Below are 18,336 nucleotides of genomic sequence, written 5' to 3' on the forward strand. Positions count from 1 at the left end.
GAATCAAAAAAGAATAAAACTCAGTCTTGGGGGACTCAGTCCGGTAGAATACCGGACTGAGCATCAAAAAGCCGGTTAACTGAAACTGTCCAGGTTTTGGGGTTCAGTTCAAGCGCCTTATCCGGCATACACAGATCGCATTAGGTTATGTTTCGTTTGTCATCAACCTCAAATCATCGACATAATTTATTTTATTTCAATAAGATAGATAAGCACACCTGAGAGAACTATTCTCTTGTCTCCTAAGAGTTGTTGCATTTTGTTATATGTTACAATATAACATTACACATCATATACATTAACTCTGGAGGAAACTGTTTTGGCGATTCGTCTTCATAAACTGGCTGTTGCTTTAGGTGTCTTTATTGTTAGCGCTCCTGCCTTTTCGCATGGTCATCACTCACACGGCAAACCCTTAACAGAGGTCGAACAAAAAGCTGCTAATGGTGTTTTTGATGATGCCAATGTACAAAACCGAACGCTCAGTGACTGGGATGGAGTCTGGCAATCCGTTTATCCTTTACTGCAAAGTGGCAAACTTGACCCCGTCTTTCAGAAGAAAGCGGATGCAGATAAAACTAAAACATTTGCTGAAATTAAAGATTATTATCGCAAAGGTTATGTGACAGATATCGAGATGATTGGCATTGAGGACGGCATTGTTGAATTCCATAGAAATAATGAAACAACATCCTGTAAATATGATTACGATGGATACAAAATACTCACCTATAAATCAGGCAAGAAAGGCGTTCGTTACTTATTCGAATGTAAAGATCCTGAAAGCAAAGCCCCTAAATATATTCAATTTAGCGATCATATAATTGCACCACGAAAATCATCTCATTTTCACATTTTTATGGGTAATGATTCACAGCAATCTTTATTAAATGAAATGGAAAACTGGCCAACGTATTATCCCTATCAGTTGAGTAGCGAAGAAGTGGTCGAGGAGATGATGTTTCATTGATTTTTTTGCGCTGACTTCAATTATTTAACAGAACAGTGCCTGGTAGTAACGACAATAATTTACCAAGACAAATAAATAAGACAAACTCAGACACGCTCATGCTTGAGACGTGTCTTTTTTATTATGTCTGTAGAAAAAAACTGAGAAAACGGCGAACAATAAATACACAACTCGCCAATACAGACTGGCTGCGCCAATGTCTCCAGGAGCAAGTCATCTGTCATGGTAAAGCTAACCAGAAATATAGGTTAATTTTGGTATTTAAACCTTTTTTACTTGTTAGTATGATACAAAGGCTTTCAAAAAAGCTGGGAAATTCAACAACTCTTGGAAATTATGGACTTTGTCCCGCGGCTTTAATCTGACGGCCGCGTTCCTTTTTTTGCTCAATTATTGACCCCTTCTCTATGCAACTTCAGTTCCCACCACCAACTTTGCGGCAGCTTCGTAGGATCAATGTCTAAAAGAATAATGGTGACCGATAAGAAAACGACTGAATAACTGCAGATTTTCGCTCGAAACCTTCCTGTCAGATCCATAGCGAATCAAGTGCTGAATGTCACAGTATCGAACAGAAAACAGTGACGATCTAATCCTTCAAGAATATTCTACGATTGTTCTGTTTAGGAAAAGCAAGGCGGGAAGTCGGGAGATAAGTCATTGATAAAGTGGCGGAGAGAGGGGGATTTGAACCCCCGGTAGAGTTGCCCCTACTCCGGTTTTCGAGACCGGTCCGTTCAGCCGCTCCGGCATCTCTCCGTTCAGATGGTTGCCATGATGCCAGGAAATTTGGCATTTTAACAGTCCCTGTCCGTGCAATTTTGTTCAAGTGACGAGTTTGCGAGCAAAACGATGATTAAGTGGCCCTGGAAAGTACAAGAATCAGCACATCAAACTGCCCTTCCCTGGCAGGAAGCACTATCGATCCCCCTTTTAACGTGTCTGACGGAACAGGAACAAAGCAAATTAGTCACTCTTGCCGAACGTTTTTTACAGCAAAAGCGGCTTGTTCCTTTACAGGGCTTTGAACTGGATTCATTAAGAAGCTGCCGGATAGCACTTCTATTTTGCCTGCCCGTTCTGGAGTTAGGACTGGAATGGCTGGATGGTTTTCATGAAGTCTTAATTTATCCTGCGCCATTTGTGGTCGATGACGAATGGGAAGACGATATCGGTTTGGTGCATAACCAACGTATTGTTCAGTCAGGTCAGAGCTGGCAGCAAGGGCCTATCGTTTTGAACTGGTTGGATATACAAGATTCTTTTGATGCTTCTGGTTTTAACCTGATTATTCATGAAGTCGCTCATAAGCTGGACACCCGTAATGGCGATCGCGCCAGCGGAGTTCCCTTTATTCCGTTGCGTGAGGTTGCTGGCTGGGAACACGATCTTCATGCTGCAATGAACAATATTCAGGAAGAAATCGAATTAGTTGGCGAGAATGCGGCGAGCATCGATGCTTATGCTGCCAGTGATCCTGCTGAATGTTTTGCCGTACTTTCTGAATATTTCTTTAGCGCCCCAGAACTTTTTGCTCCTCGTTTCCCTTCATTGTGGAAACGTTTCTGCCAATTTTATCAACAAGATCCTTTGCAGAGACTGCATCACGCTAATGATACAGACTCGTTTTCGGCGACGAATGTTCATTAATTAACAACTTTGCAGATTAATTAACCAATTGAAATGGCTTATGAAATTTAGTGTTGACAGACAAGGTACCGCTAAGTAATATGCGCCCCGTTCACACGATTCCTCTGTAGTTCAGTCGGTAGAACGGCGGACTGTTAATCCGTATGTCACTGGTTCGAGTCCAGTCAGAGGAGCCAAATTCTAAAAATTCGCTTTTTAGCGCAATGTCACTGATCTTAGTTGAGCATTGCTTTTTAACGGATAGCGGGTTTTTGACATCTTAAGCGCCCTCAACCTTTATGGTTGAGGGCGTTTTGCTATGAACGCCATCACCATTTTCCCCTCGATTATAAAACTTGAGTAATTCAGTAGTCTCCCCTCTTGCAACTCACACTCAAAACTGCTTAACGAAAAGTTATTAATTTTCAATCATATTGCTATCAGGATTTACTTTTTTTCGCTGTGCTAGAAAGGGCGCATTTATGTTAGCTCGTTCAGGGAAGGTAAGCATGGCTACGAAGAAGAGAAGTGGAGAAGAAATAAATGACCGACAAATCTTATGCGGGATGGGTATTAAACTACGCCGCTTAACTGCGGGTATCTGCCTGGTAACTCAACTTGTGTTCCCTATGACTGTGGCAGCACAAGGTGTGGTAAACGCCGCAACCCAACAACCAGTTCCTACACAAATCGCCATTGCAAATGCCAATACGGTGCCCTACACCCTTGGAGCGCTGGAATCGGCCCAAAGCGTTGCCGAACGTTTCGGTATTTCGTTGGCTGAGTTACGCAAACTCAACCAGTTTCGTACGTTTGCTCGAGGTTTTGATAATGTCCGCCAGGGTGATGAACTGGATGTCCCGGCACAAGTTAGTGAAAAAAATTTAACCCCGCCGCCGGGTAATAGCAGTGACAACCTTGAGCAACAGATAGCCAGTACTTCACAGCAAATCGGGTCTCTGCTCGCCGAAGATATGAACAGCGAGCAAGCGGCCAATATGGCGCGTGGATGGGCCTCTTCTCAGGCATCTGGCGCAATGACAGACTGGTTAAGCCGCTTCGGTACCGCAAGAATCACGCTGGGCGTGGATGAAGATTTTAGCCTGAAGAATTCCCAGTTCGATTTTCTCCATCCGTGGTATGAAACACCTGATAATCTCTTTTTCAGCCAGCATACTCTCCACCGTACTGACGAGCGTACGCAGATTAACAACGGCTTGGGTTGGCGTCATTTCACTCCCACATGGATGTCGGGCATCAACTTCTTTTTCGACCACGATCTTAGCCGTTACCACTCCCGCGCCGGCATTGGCGCGGAGTACTGGCGCGACTATCTTAAATTAAGCAGTAACGGCTATTTGCGACTGACCAACTGGCGCAGCGCACCTGAACTGGACAACGATTATGAAGCACGCCCGGCCAATGGCTGGGATGTACGCGCAGAAGGCTGGCTACCCGCCTGGCCGCACCTTGGCGGTAAACTGGTCTATGAACAGTATTATGGCGATGAAGTGGCCCTGTTCGATAAAGACGATCGGCAAAGTAATCCTCATGCCATAACCGCTGGACTTAACTATACCCCCTTCCCGCTGATGACCTTCAGCGCGGAGCAACGCCAGGGTAAACAGGGCGAAAATGACACCCGTTTTGCCGTCGATTTTACCTGGCAACCTGGCAGCGCAATGCAGAAACAGCTTGACCCGAACGAAGTCGCTGCACGGCGTAGCCTTGCAGGCAGCCGTTATGATCTGGTGGATCGCAACAACAACATCGTTCTGGAATATCGCAAAAAAGAACTGGTTCGCCTGACCCTGACAGACCCCGTGACAGGGAAGTCAGGAGAAGTGAAATCACTGGTTTCGTCGCTACAAACCAAATATGCCCTGAAAGGCTATAACGTCGAAGCCACCGCTCTGGAAGCTGCCGGTGGTAAAGTGGTCACAACGGGTAAAGATATTCTGGTTACCCTGCCGCCGTACCGGTTCACCAGTACGCCAGAAACCGATAACACCTGGCCGATTGAAGTCACCGCTGAAGATGTCAAAGGCAATTTTTCGAATCGTGAACAGAGCATGGTAGTCGTTCAGGCACCTACGCTAAGCCAGAAAGATTCCTCGGTATCGTTAAGTACCCAGACGTTGAGCGCGGATTCCCATTCAACCGCCACACTGACTTTTATTGCTCATGATGCAGCTGGTAATCCTGTTATCGGGCTGGTGCTCTCGACGCGTCACGAAGGTGTTCAGGACATCACCCTGTCTGACTGGAAAGATAATGGTGACGGAAGCTATACCCAAGTCCTGACCACAGGAGCGATGTCTGGCACGCTAACGCTGATGCCACAGCTGAACGGTGTGGATGCGGCTAAAGCCCCCGCCGTGGTGAATATCATTTCTGTTTCGTCATCGCGAACTCACTCGTCAATTAAGATTGATAAGGACCGTTATCTCTCCGGCAATCCTATCGAGGTGACGGTAGAACTGAGAGATGAAAATGACAAACCTGTTAAGGAACAAAAACAGCAACTTAATACCGCAGTCAGCATCGACAACGTGAAACCAGGAGTCACTACTGACTGGAAAGAAACCGCAGATGGCGTCTATAAGGCAACCTATACCGCCTATACCAAAGGCAGTGGACTTACTGCGAAGCTGTTAATGCAAAACTGGAATGAAGATTTGCATACCGCTGGATTTATCATCGACGCCAACCCGCAGTCAGCGAAAATTGCGACATTATCTGCCAGCAATAATGGTGTGCTCGCCAATGAGAATGCAGCAAATACCGTCTCGGTCAATGTCGCTGATGAAGGAAGCAACCCAATCAATGATCATACCGTCACGTTTGCGGTATTAAACGGATCGGCAACTTCCTTTAATAATCAAAACACCGCAAAAACGGATGTTAATGGTCTGGCGACTTTTGATCTGAAAAGTAGTAAGCAGGAAGACAACACGGTTGAAGTCACCCTTGAAAATGGCGTGAAACAAACATTAATCGTCAGTTTTGTCGGTGACTCGAGTACCGCGCAGGTTGATCTGCAGAAGTCGAAAAATGAAGTGGTCGCTGACGGCAATGACAGCGCCACCATGACCGCGACAGTCCGGGATGCAAAAGGCAACCTGCTCAATGACGTCAAGGTCACCTTCAATGTTAATTCAGCAGCAGCGAAACTGAGCCAAACCGAAGTGAATAGCCACGACGGGATCGCCACAGCTACGCTGACCAGTTTAAAAAACGGTGATTATAGGGTTACGGCCTCTGTGAGCTCTGGTTCCCAGGCCAATCAACAGGTGAATTTTATCGGTGATCAAAGTACTGCTGCCCTGACCCTCAGTGTGCCTTCAGGTGATATCACCGTCACCAACACAGCTCCGCAACATATGACTGCAACCTTGCAGGATAAAAATGGCAACCCACTAAAAGATAAAGAAATCACCTTCACTGTGCCAAACGACGTCGCAAGTCGGTTCTCGATTAGCAACGGCGGAAAAGGCATGACGGATAGTAACGGGGTTGCAATCGCCTCCCTGACCGGCACGTTAGCGGGCACGCATATGATCACGGCTCGTCTGGCTAACAGCAATGTCAGCGATACACAGCCAATGACGTTTGTGGCGGATAAAGACAGCGCAGTTGTCGTTCTGCAAACATCGAAAGCGGAAATCATTGGGAATGGCGTGGATGAGACGACGCTGACAGCAACAGTAAAAGATCCTTTTGATAACGTGGTTAAAAATCTGTCAGTAGTCTTCCGCACCTCCCCCGCAGACACGCAACTGAGTCTGAACACGCGTAATACTAATGAGAACGGTATTGCTGAAGTTACCCTTAAGGGCACGGTTTTGGGTGTTCATACAGCCGAAGCCATACTGCTTAACGGCAATAGAGATACGAAGACAGTCAATATTGCGCCCGACGCCAGCAACGCGCAGGTCACGCTGAATATCCCTGCTCAACAGGTGGTGACGAATAACAGTGACAGCGTGCAGCTGACGGCGACGGTGAAAGATCCGTCGAATCATCCGGTGGCGGGAATAACGGTGAACTTCACCATGCCACAGGACGTGGCGGCAAACTTTACCCTTGAAAATAACGGCATTGCCATTACCCAGGCCAATGGCGAAGCGCATGTCACCCTCAAAGGCAAAAAAGCGGGCACGCATACGGTTACCGCAACGCTGGGTAACAATAATGCCAGCGATGCGCAGCCAGTCACATTCGTGGCGGATAAGGACAGCGCAGTTGTCGTTCTGCAAACATCGAAAGCGGAAATCATTGGGAATGGCGTGGATGAGACAACGCTGACAGCAACAGTGAAAGATCCTTTTGATAACGTAGTAAAAGATCTACCGGTCACCTTCAGTACTAACCCGGCTGATACTCAACTTAGTCAGAGCACGAGCAATACTAACGACAGTGGTGTTGCTGAAGTTACCCTTAAGGGCACGGTTTTGGGTGTTCATACAGCCGAAGCCACACTGCCTAACGGCAACAACGATACGAAGACAGTCAATATTGCGCCCGATACCAGCAACGCGCAGGTCACCCTGAACATCCCTGCTCAACAGGTGGTGACGAATAACAGCGACAGCGTGCAGCTGACGGCAACGGTGAAAGATCCGTCGAATCATCCTGTGGCGGGAATAACGGTGAACTTCACCATGCCACAGGACGTTGCGGCAAACTTTACCCTTGAAAATAACGGCATTGCCATTACCCAGGCCAATGGGGAAGCGCATGTCACGCTCAAAGGTAAAAAAGCGGGCACGCATACGGTTACCGCAACGCTGGGTAACAATAATGCCAGCGATGCGCAGCCAGTCACATTCGTGGCGGATAAGGACAACGCGATTGTCGTCCTCCAAACATCGAAAGCGGAAATCATTGGGAATGGCGTGGATGAGACGACGCTGACAGCAACAGTGAAAGATCCTTTTGATAACGTAGTAAAAGATCTACCGGTCACCTTCAGTACCGACCCGGCTGATACTCAACTTAGTCAGAGCACGAGCAATACTAACGACAGTGGTGTTGCTGAAAGTACCGACCCGGCTGATACTCAACTTAGTCAGAGCACGAGCAATACTAACGACAGTGGTGTTGCTGAAGTTACCCTTAAGGGCACGGTTTTGGGTGTTCATACAGCCGAAGCCACACTGCCTAACGGCAACAACGATACGAAGACAGTCAATATTGCGCCCGATGCCAGCAACGCGCAGGTCACGCTGAATATCCCTGCTCAACAGGTGGTGACGAATAACAGTGACAGCGTGCAGCTGACGGCAACGGTGACAGATCCGTCGAATCATCCAGTGGCGGGAATAACGGTGAACTTCACCATGCCACAGGACGTTGCGGCAAACTTTACCCTTGAAAATAACGGCATTGCCATTACCCAGGCCAATGGGGAAGCGCATGTCACGCTCAAAGGTAAAAAAGCGGGCACGCATACGGTTACCGCAACGCTGGGTAATAACAATACCAGTGATTCGCAGCCGGTAACGTTTGTGGCGGACAAAACCTCGGCTCAGGTTGTCCTGCAGATGTCAAAAGATGAGATCACAGGTAATGGCGTCGATAACGCAACGCTAACTGCAACGGTTAAAGATCAGTTCGACAATGAGGTGAACAATCTTCCGGTAACATTCAGCTCAGCCTCTTCAGGACTCACCCTGACCCCGGGAGTGAGTAATACCAATGAGTCTGGCATCGCGCAGGCCTCTCTCGCAGGCGTTGCCTTTGGTGAGCAGACGGTCACTGCATCACTGGCTAATAATGGTGCCAGCGACAACAAAACTGTGCATTTTATTGGCGACACAGCGGCGGCAAAAATTATCGAGTTGACGGCTGTGCCAGACCGCATAATCGCCGGTACCCCGCAGAACAGCTCCGGCAGCGTCATCACCGCCACAATCGTTGATAATAATGGCTTTCCGGTAAAAGGTGTGACTGTGAGCTTTACCAGCAGAACAAAATCTGCCGAAATGACGAACGGCGGCCAAGCCGTGACGAACGAACAGGGTAAAGCTACCGTCACTTATACCAATACCCGCTCCTCGAGAGAAACAGGAGCGAGACCGGATACCATTGAAGCTAGCCTGGAAAATGGTAGCTCCACGCTTAGCACGTCCATTCAAGTCGACGCTGATGCGTCTACGGCACATCTCACCTCGCTTTATACCCTTTATGACACACAATTGGCAGGCGAGGATACCGCTCTGTACATTACGGTGAATGATAATTACGGCAATGGTGTACCCCTGCATCAGGTAACCCTCAGCGTTTCGCCGAGTGAAGGCGTGACCCTCAGTAATAACGGTATAAATACTACCAACCACGACGGCTATTTATACGCAAGCATGACCGCTACAAAAGCCGGGGTTTATCAAGTGACGGCAACCCTCGACAATGGCGATTCGATGCAACACACAGTGACCTATGTGCCGAACGTCGCGAATGCTGAAATCACGCTGGCAGCCTCGAAGGATCCGGTGATTGCCGACAATAACGATCTCACGACACTAACAGCAACAGTCGCTGATACAGAGGGCAATGCGATAGCCAACACTGAGGTAACATTTACTCTGCCGGAAGATGTGAGGGCGAACTTCACGCTGAGCGATGGCGGTAAAGCGATTACTGATACTGAAGGCAAAGCGAAAGTCACGCTGAAAGGTACAAAAGCAGGCGCTCATACTGTTACAGCATCGATGGCTGGCGGTAAGAGCGGACAACTGGTGGTGAACTTTACTGCGGATACGCTCACTGCGCAGGTTAATCTTAACGTTACCGAGGACAACTTTATCGCCAATAACGTTGGGATGACCACACTTCAGGCAACAGTGACTGATGGAAACGGCAACCCGTTAGCCAATGAGGCGGTGACATTCACGCTACCGGCAGATGTGAGCGCAAGCTTCACTCTCGGACAAGGCGGTTCCGCCATTACAGACATCAACGGCAAGGCTGAAGTTACACTGAGCGGTACAAAATCCGGCACCTACCCCGTGACAGTTAGCGTGAACAATTATGGTGTCAGTGATACGAAACAGGTGACGTTGATTGCCGATGCTGGTACCGCAAAACTGGCTGGTTTTACCGCATCATCAAGCTCATTCACCGCGAGCACAACCGAGGGCGCGACCCTGACGGCAAGCGTCACTGACGCTTACGGCAACCCGCTAGAAGGCATCATGGTCAATTTCCGCGGCAGCGCCACGCTGAGTAACACCAGCGTCGAAACGGATGCTCAGGGTAAGGCAGAAGTTCTTGTGACCAGCACCATTGCAGGAACGAAAGTAATTACAGCTAATCTGGCAAATGCACCTACCGAAGCCGCCATGCGAACGCTGACTGTCAAAGCAGATATTGATTCTGCGACGATCACCAGTCTGGAGATGCCTGAAGGTCAGGTAATAATCAGAGAACCCATAGCGGTTAAAGCACACGTCGACGACCAGTTTGGCAATCCAGTTGCTGACCAACTTGTGACATTCAGTGCAGAGCCATCAAGTTTTAACATGGTCATTAGTCAGGATACGGTTTCTACGAATAGGCAGGGTATAGCTGAGGTCACCATGACGCCTGGAAGATACGGTTCGTATACTGTGAAAGCATCCCTGGCGAATGGATCCTCTTATGAGAAGGATCTGGTGGTAATCGATCTAAGACTAACACTCACGGCATCAAGTCAACTTATCGGCGTCAATGACCCATCGGGAGCAACTCTGACTGTAAGGTTAACTCATGCAAACGGGGCTCCATTGAGCCATGAACTCGTTATCTTTAGCGTAACGCCCGAAGGTGCAACGTTAAGTAACCAAACGGCGACAACCAACACTTCAGGTGAGGCACAAGTCGTTCTGACCAGCAATAAAGTCGGTACATATGTGGTGACAGCATCGATCCATAGCGGCGTAATTATTCAGACACAGACAACCGTGAAGGTTACTGGCAACCCAAGCACAGCACATGTTGCTAGTTTTATCGCTGATCCGTCGACTCTCACGGCCAACAACAGTGATATCAGCACGTTAAAGGCTACTGTTGAAGATAGCAGTGGGAACCTGGTCGAAGGTGTCAATGTGAACTTCGCATTAAAAAGAGGCTTTGCCTTTGCCACATTAACGTCATTAACAGCGGTGACCGATCAAAACGGAGTCGCGACAACGAGCGTAAGAGGTGCGATAACGGGGAGCGTCACGGTAAGCGCAGAAACGAGCTATGGTGGGGCGCAAACAGTAGATATAACGCTGGTGGCAGGCCCGGCAGACGCCTCGCAGTCCGTCCTTAAAAACAACCGGTCATCACTGAAAGGGGACTTTACCGAAAGTGCTGAACTATATCTTGTTTTACACGATCTATCAGGTCATCCGATCAATGTTTCTGAAGGGCTGGAATTTGTGCAATCAGGTACCAATGTGCCCTATGTGCAAATCAGCACAATTGATTACACTCAAAATTTATACGGTGAGTATAAAGCCACTGTTACAGGCGGCGGAGAGGGTATCGCAACGCTGATCCCCGTGTTGAATGGTGTTCACCAGGCGGGTCTGAGTACCACGATAGAATTCATTAGCGCGGGAACCAGACCAATGACCGGTACAGTATCAGTGAATGGTGCAAACCTACCTGCAGCTTCATTCCCTTCGCAGGGATTTACCGGGGCGTATTATCAGTTGAATAATGACAACTTTGCACCAGGAAAAACGGCGGCTGATTATGCGTTTTCAAGCTCTGCCTCCTGGGTAGGCGTTGATGCTACTGGTAAAGTGACATTCAAAAATGACGGTGATAGCAATACTGTAATAATTACAGCGACCCCAAGATCCGGTGGCGCTATTTACCAAACGCAAGTACGGGTGAAAGGCTGGTGGAAAGATAACAATAATATTATCTTACCATTAAGTCGTGCTGAAAATTATTGTAATAACGAGATCGGCAACGGTTACGCTATTCCTGGCGTGAATCTTTTAAGCAGTGGAGAAAACCGACGCGAAATAGGGTCACTGTTCGGTGAGTGGGGAGATATGGGACATTATATGGACGCTGATTTTTATTCAGAAATATATTGGTCTTCTAATACCGCAGGTGGAGGCCGACAATACATTGTTTCCCTGGAAAACGGGGCGCATGGTTCTGTTCAAACATCTGAATATTTTCATGTAGCATGCTATAAAAACATCTAATTTTTCGCTATATTTTCTTACAGAGTGCTCCATTCGGGGCGCTCTACTTTTACATTCGTTTGCTGTCAAACGCTCCATTAATATACCTGCATTTTCCCATACATCCCTGTTAGTCTGAAGATAGTCGAGCCTCCTTTCTTTTTTAATAAACGCTTTCACACATGGTATAACCACCTGTTCCACGCCAGCGGGAAACGAAGTACATGAGCTATTATTGATAGCTATCATTGTTGCTATGCAGTCAAATTACGTTAATGTTTAGCTAATTACATCAAGGAGGAAGATATGTCAGGACGAACAAACAATATCAGTTCATATTTCAATATTACAAATTACATCAGTACCACTCATTATAATGTATGCCTGTTAACGGGGATTTAAGTTCAGGCTGTCTTATTTATGATGGTGAATGTTTTAGTTCCACCTGAATTGCGTTCGGTGTGACTATGAGCATTTTCGGTGAGTACTGCTTTGATCCAAAGGCTGGTTTTCTGTGATGATTGACCAGCCTCAGAGCATTGATGACACTACCGTTCATAACAGATCGGCATTACTATGCATAAGTACTGCCTCAAATTCTCGCCAAAACACTTTTTAATGCCTTTGCGAATTCATCCAGACTTATATTGTCAATTTTTTGCCCAACGACGACTGACTCCGAGACATCGGCCATTGCGGGCCATCGCGTTTTGTAATCAGCATAAATTGCAACAACGGGGGTATTATAGGCACTTGCCATATGTAATATTGAGGTGTCAGGTGTTATTGCGATATAAGCATCTTTTATGATTGCTGCTGAACGTTTAATCGAGGGTGACAAGGATAAACGGTAGACATTATTATAACTATTCACTAGTTCCCTGGCTTTATCTTCCCCTTTGGGTCCATGAACGATCACTATTGGTATATCTGTTTCACTTTGAATTTTTGCTATTAGATTTTCTGCAATCGATAATGAAAATGTACGCTCCTGCGAGCTACCTTCTAAATTAAGCGCAATGTAAGATCCTAACGATCGCATTTCCTCGCGCACCTCATCGAGTACATCCTCGCTTAATGGCAATTCATATATTGGCCTGACTGCAGGAAAACCCGCTTCACGCATCATAAACGCCCATGTCATGGGTACGGGAGCCCTGAGATTCTGATCCATCCGGGACGCGTTCTTACACAAAGGGGAATAGCACTTCATGGTTAAACCGACAACCTGAAAATTCGTTTTTGCTTTCAACTGACTGATAAATAACATCGTTTTCAGGTTCTTTTTACGCATCGCCTCTATACAAAGATCCGGCGTACCGTATTGCTGTGTTATGTTCTTCGCTAAATCTTTTATTTCTTTTAATGTTGCGTGATCCTGCATAGTCATTGTGACTAATGTTAATTTAGTCTGTTCAAGTTTGAGCGCATTAAAGACTTCTAAATTAATAGTCGAAGTAACAATTAAAAGATGCTTTGTTTTATGCATTTCAATCGCCCGAATAACTGGAAAGATGGCCATAGCATCGCCAATTTGATCGGGAATATGGATGACAACAAAGTCTGTTTTTCCAATATTGAAATTATTAGCTTTATAATCGTAGTAACTAAATGCAATACGTCTCAACAATGATGCTAAAAACATACCTAACCTCGCCTCCCTACTGGTTATAATGCAATGCAGTCTATCAGACTCATCAGGGTGCTATTTTGTACATATGCGGACTTTTATGTTTCATATCTCAAACCTGTGGGGCCTCTGCTTAATCCTTAAACAACACCAGCAACTCCTGCGCTTTCATCTTCCAGCGAATTTTTCGTGTTGTTGCTCATCAGCCATAAAATCATTTGCAGATGCGCTCTGTCGAGGTAGTCTCATAAGGTTCGTTTATAGATCGACGGCAATGTGAGTTACCTTTTCCATACTAATTATAAAAAGACAGTACAAACAGGATCATTATGGACTCCACGCTCATCTCCACTCGTCCCGATGAAGGGACGCTTTCGTTAAGTCGCGCCCGACGAGCTGCGTTAGGCAGTTTTGCCGGTGCCGTCGTCGACTGGTATGATTTTTTACTCTATGGCATTACCGCCGCACTGGTGTTTAATCGCGAGTTTTTCCCGCAAGTAAGCCCGGCTATGGGAACGCTCGCCGCATTTGCCACCTTTGGTGTCGGATTCCTGTTCCGTCCGCTCGGCGGTGTCATTTTCGGTCACTTTGGCGACCGACTGGGACGTAAACGCATGTTAATGCTGACCGTCTGGATGATGGGCATCGCGACAGCCTTGATTGGTATTCTTCCTTCCTTCTCGACCATTGGGTGGTGGGCCCCCATTTTACTGGTGACGCTGCGTGCCATACAGGGATTTGCCGTCGGCGGCGAATGGGGAGGCGCGGCGTTACTTTCCGTTGAAAGTGCTCCGAAAAATAAAAAAGCCTTTTACAGTAGCGGTGTACAAGTTGGCTACGGTGTAGGTTTACTGCTTTCAACCGGACTGGTTTCATTGATCAGTATGATGACGACTGACGAACAGTTTTTAAGCTGGGGCTGGCGCATTCCTTTCCTGTTTAGCATCGTACTGGTACTGGGAGCATTGTGGGTGCGCAATGGCATGGAGGAGTCCGCGGAATTCGAACAACAGCAACATAATCAAGCGGCCGCGAAAAAACGCATTCCGGTTATCGAAGCACTATTACGGCATCCTGGTGCTTTCCTGAAGATTATTGCGCTACGACTGTGCGAGTTGCTGACGATGTACATCGTTACCGCCTTCGCACTTAATTATTCAACCCAGAATATGGGGTTACCGCGCGAACTTTTCCTCAATATTGGTTTGCTGGTAGGTGGATTAAGCTGCCTGACAATTCCCTGTTTTGCCTGGCTTGCCGATCGTTTTGGTCGCCGCAGGGTTTATATCACAGGTGCGTTAATCGGAACGTTGAGCGCATTTCCTTTCTTTATGGCGCTTGAAGCACAATCTATTTTCTGGATAGTTTTCTTCTCCATAATGCTGGCAAACATTGCGCATGACATGGTGGTGTGTGTGCAACAACCGATGTTTACCGAAATGTTTGGTGCCAGTTATCGCTATAGTGGCGCTGGAGTCGGTTATCAGGTTGCCAGTGTGGTTGGCGGTGGATTTACACCTTTTATTGCCGCTGCACTCATCACTTACTTTGCCGGGAACTGGCATAGCGTCGCCATTTATTTGCTGGCTGGATGCCTGATTTCCGCAATGACCGCTTTGTTGATGAAAGATAATCAACGCGCTTGATAGTCTGGCGAAGATCATCCGATCTTCGCCTTACACTTTTGTTTCACATTTCTGTGACATACTATCGGATGTGCGGTAATTGTATGGAACAGGAGACACACATGAATAATAAGGGCTCCGGTCTGACCCCAGCTCAGGCACTGGATAAACTCGATGCGCTGTATGAGCAATCTGTAGTCGCATTACGCAACGCCATTGGCAAATATATTACAAGTGGCGAATTACCTGATGAAAACGCCCGCAAACAAGGTCTTTTTGTCTATCCATCACTGACCGTAACCTGGGACGGTAGCACAACCAATCCCCCCAAAACGCGCGCATTTGGTCGCTTTACCCACGCAGGCAGCTACACCACCACGATTACTCGCCCTACTCTCTTTCGTTCGTATCTCAATGAACAACTTACGTTGCTGTATCAGGATTATGGTGCGCATATCTCTGTGCAACCCTCGCAGCATGAAATCCCTTATCCTTATGTCATCGATGGCTCAGAATTGACCCTTGATCGCTCAATGAGCGCTGGGTTAACTCGCTATTTCCCGACAACAGAACTGGCGCAAATTGGCGATGAAACTGCAGACGGCATTTATCATCCAACGGAATTCTCCCCGCTATCGCATTTTGATGCGCGCCGCGTCGATTTTTCCCTCGCGCGGTTGCGCCATTATACCGGTACGCCAGTTGAACATTTTCAGCCGTTCGTCTTGTTTACCAACTACACACGTTATGTGGATGAATTCGTTCGTTGGGGATGCAGCCAGATCCTCGACCCTGATAGTCCCTACATTGCCCTTTCTTGTGCTGGCGGGAACTGGATCACCGCCGAAACCGAAGCGCCAGAAGAAGCCATTTCCGACCTTGCATGGAAAAAACACCAGATGCCAGCATGGCATTTAATTACCGCCGATGGTCAGGGTATTACTCTGGTGAATATTGGCGTGGGACCGTCAAATGCAAAAACCATCTGCGATCATCTGGCGGTGCTACGCCCGGATGTCTGGTTGATGATTGGTCACTGTGGTGGCTTACGTGAAAGCCAGGCCATTGGAGATTATGTACTTGCACACGCTTATTTACGCGATGACCACGTTCTTGATGCGGTACTGCCGCCCGATATTCCTATTCCGAGCATTGCTGAAGTGCAACGTGCGCTTTATGACGCTACCAAGTTAGTCAGCGGCAGGCCCGGTGAGGAAGTTAAACAGCGGCTACGTACTGGCACTGTGGTAACCACAGATGACAGGAACTGGGAATTACGTTACTCAGCTTCTGCACTTCGTTTTAACTTAAGCCGGGCCGTAGCAATTGATATGGAAAGTGCAACCATTGCCGCGCAAGGATATCGTTTCCGCGTGCCATACGGGACACTACTGTGTGTTTCAGATAAACCGTTGCATGGTGAGATTAAACTTCCCGGTCAGGCTAACCGTTTTTATGAAGGCGCTATTTCCGAACACCTGCAAATTGGCATTCGGGCGATCGATTTGCTGCGCGCAGAAGGCGACCGACTGCATTCGCGTAAATTACGAACCTTTAATGAGCCGCCGTTCCGATAATAAGTTCTGTTCCTTTTTATCAGGAATAGATGTGAAGGATTTAGTAAGTCATCCAGCAAATAGCCTGCAATAAAGCAGGCTGTTTGCTTCCTGGGGCGGATACGAGTTTTATTATAGCCTTAATGATTTCCACATATTAAAAGCAAGTATGCTTTCAAAACACAATTATAAAAAATCCCGCCAACAACATTAGTTTTTATGAGATTAAATATAATATTATGGCTTTAGAATATTTTTATTTCTAATAGACGAGATTTTTCCTGTTATGATATAATATGCCGAATTAACACATGTTAACGATTTACCAGTAATGTAAATAAATTTTCGAGGAGATCATTCCAGTGGGACGTAAATGGGCCAATATTGTTGCTAAAAAAACGGCTAAAGACGGTGCAACGTCTAAAATTTATGCAAAATTCGGTGTAGAAATCTATGCTGCTGCCAAACAAGGTGAACCCGATCCAGAATTAAACACATCTTTAAAATTCGTTATTGAACGTGCAAAACAAGCACAAGTTCCAAAGCACGTTATTGATAAAGCAATTGATAAAGCCAAAGGCGGCGGAGATGAAACGTTCGTGCAGGGACGTTATGAAGGCTTTGGTCCTAATGGCTCAATGATTATCGCTGAGACATTAACTTCAAATGTTAACCGTACGATTGCTAACGTTCGCACAATTTTCAATAAAAAAGGCGGCAATATCGGAGCGGCAGGTTCTGTCAGCTATATGTTTGACAATACGGGTGTGATTGTATTTAAAGGAACAGACCCTGACCATATTTTTGAAATTTTACTTGAAGCTGAAGTTGATGTTCGTGATGTAACTGAAGAAGAAGGTAATATTGTTATTTATACTGAACCTACTGACCTTCATAAAGGAATCGCGGCTCTAAAAGCAGCTGGAATCACTGAGTTCTCAACAACAGAATTAGAAATGATTGCTCAATCTGAAGTTGAGCTTTCCCCAGAAGATTTAGAAATCTTTGAAGGGCTTGTTGATGCCCTTGAAGATGACGACGATGTTCAAAAAGTTTATCATAACGTCGCAAATCTCTAATTATATTTTAAAGGAATCTGTCTTTATGGCAGATTTCTTTAATCTCATATATTCTTATAAAAAATATAATATTCAACTCGTCATATTGATTATAAAAATACCGACCCCAGAGAAATAATATTTATTAAAATTCCAGGTTTTCTTTTTCTGATTACAGAAGACAAAGTGGCAATTACGTTTAGTTTCCTGATAAAAACGCGACAGCAACATCCCGCATAAGGCATTTTTCTCTATACCTTTGTATGGTACTTCACGGAACGAATTTTTTGACCTTGCGAATCGTGATGTCTGTTGGGGGGCAATTTGCTCACAGAAGCGTGAGACTCGATTAAGCGCACGAAACACAGAAATCAAAAAACCCGGTCACTTTTTTACAAGGTAACCGGGTAAAAATAATTTTTATTTTTTAACTGTCTTGAGACTCATAGAAATGTCTCAAAACTAAAATTTGGCTCCTCTGACTGGGATCGTCGTAGCCATTAACTGGCTGATTGGAAAGCTAAAAAAAATCGAGATTGTCAAGACCACCAGATTGACCACCTTTTTTCTGGTAAACATGAACTGAATCCTACGAAGTGTCACTTCACAGAGAAAATACTAAAAATTAAGTCGAGAGCACTAGATGCTAAGTTTTTACCCCTATATGGGAGGAAGGATTACACAGTACTTTATCTTTA

Annotated in this window: 8 protein-coding genes and 2 tRNA genes; 8 read left to right on the plus strand and 2 right to left on the minus strand. The window is 46.3% G+C overall.

Annotation, left to right across the window (positions count from 1 at the left end; all coding sequences use genetic code 11):
• The coding region (locus tag ACJHXB_RS09945; RefSeq protein ID WP_323498327.1) for an IS3 family transposase at window positions 1–79 on the plus strand (79 nt) is incomplete at its 5' end.
• A gap of 240 nt (window positions 80–319) precedes the next feature.
• Window positions 320–970, plus strand: a complete 651-nt coding sequence (gene zinT, locus ACJHXB_RS09950) for a metal-binding protein ZinT (RefSeq protein ID WP_001007766.1) — start codon at window positions 320–322, stop codon at window positions 968–970.
• A 669-nt stretch (window positions 971–1,639) separates the two neighbouring features.
• Here zinT and ACJHXB_RS09955 read toward each other — a convergent pair.
• Window positions 1,640–1,729, minus strand: a tRNA-Ser gene (locus ACJHXB_RS09955).
• Between the two features lie 93 nt (window positions 1,730–1,822).
• On the opposite strand from ACJHXB_RS09955, the gene mtfA reads away from it, so the two are divergent.
• From mtfA to ACJHXB_RS09970, 3 genes are all read left to right on the plus strand, one after another.
• Window positions 1,823–2,620, plus strand: a complete 798-nt coding sequence (mtfA, locus tag ACJHXB_RS09960) for a DgsA anti-repressor MtfA (protein ID WP_001604628.1) — start codon at window positions 1,823–1,825, stop codon at window positions 2,618–2,620.
• A 100-nt stretch (window positions 2,621–2,720) separates the two neighbouring features.
• Window positions 2,721–2,796, plus strand: a tRNA-Asn gene (locus ACJHXB_RS09965).
• A 312-nt stretch (window positions 2,797–3,108) separates the two neighbouring features.
• Window positions 3,109–11,790: an Ig-like domain-containing protein gene (locus tag ACJHXB_RS09970; RefSeq protein ID WP_410233489.1), complete on the plus strand. Its 8,682-nt coding sequence runs from the start codon at window positions 3,109–3,111 to the stop codon at window positions 11,788–11,790.
• A gap of 571 nt (window positions 11,791–12,361) precedes the next feature.
• Here ACJHXB_RS09970 and ACJHXB_RS09975 read toward each other — a convergent pair.
• Complete coding sequence (locus ACJHXB_RS09975) at window positions 12,362–13,414, minus strand: glycosyltransferase family 9 protein (RefSeq protein ID WP_000477869.1); 1,053 nt, start codon at window positions 13,412–13,414, stop codon at window positions 12,362–12,364.
• 314 nt (window positions 13,415–13,728) lie between these two features.
• On the opposite strand from ACJHXB_RS09975, the gene shiA reads away from it, so the two are divergent.
• The 3 genes from shiA to ACJHXB_RS09990 all read left to right on the plus strand — a co-directional run bounded on the left by shiA (window position 13,729) and on the right by ACJHXB_RS09990 (window position 17,659).
• Entirely contained in the window at window positions 13,729–15,045 is a 1,317-nt protein-coding gene (shiA, locus tag ACJHXB_RS09980) for a shikimate transporter (RefSeq protein ID WP_000378562.1), read from the plus strand.
• A 101-nt stretch (window positions 15,046–15,146) separates the two neighbouring features.
• Window positions 15,147–16,601, plus strand: coding sequence for an AMP nucleosidase (gene amn, locus ACJHXB_RS09985; protein WP_001060231.1), 1,455 nt, complete (start codon window positions 15,147–15,149; stop codon window positions 16,599–16,601).
• Window positions 16,602–16,942: 341 nt separating this feature from the next.
• Entirely contained in the window at window positions 16,943–17,659 is a 717-nt protein-coding gene (locus tag ACJHXB_RS09990; protein ID WP_000532923.1) for a YebC/PmpR family DNA-binding transcriptional regulator, read from the plus strand.
• Window positions 17,660–18,336: the final 677 nt, after the last annotated feature.

This window comes from Escherichia sp. WS3227_2 (assembly GCF_046486495.1).
Lineage (GTDB): Bacteria > Pseudomonadota > Gammaproteobacteria > Enterobacterales > Enterobacteriaceae > Escherichia > Escherichia coli.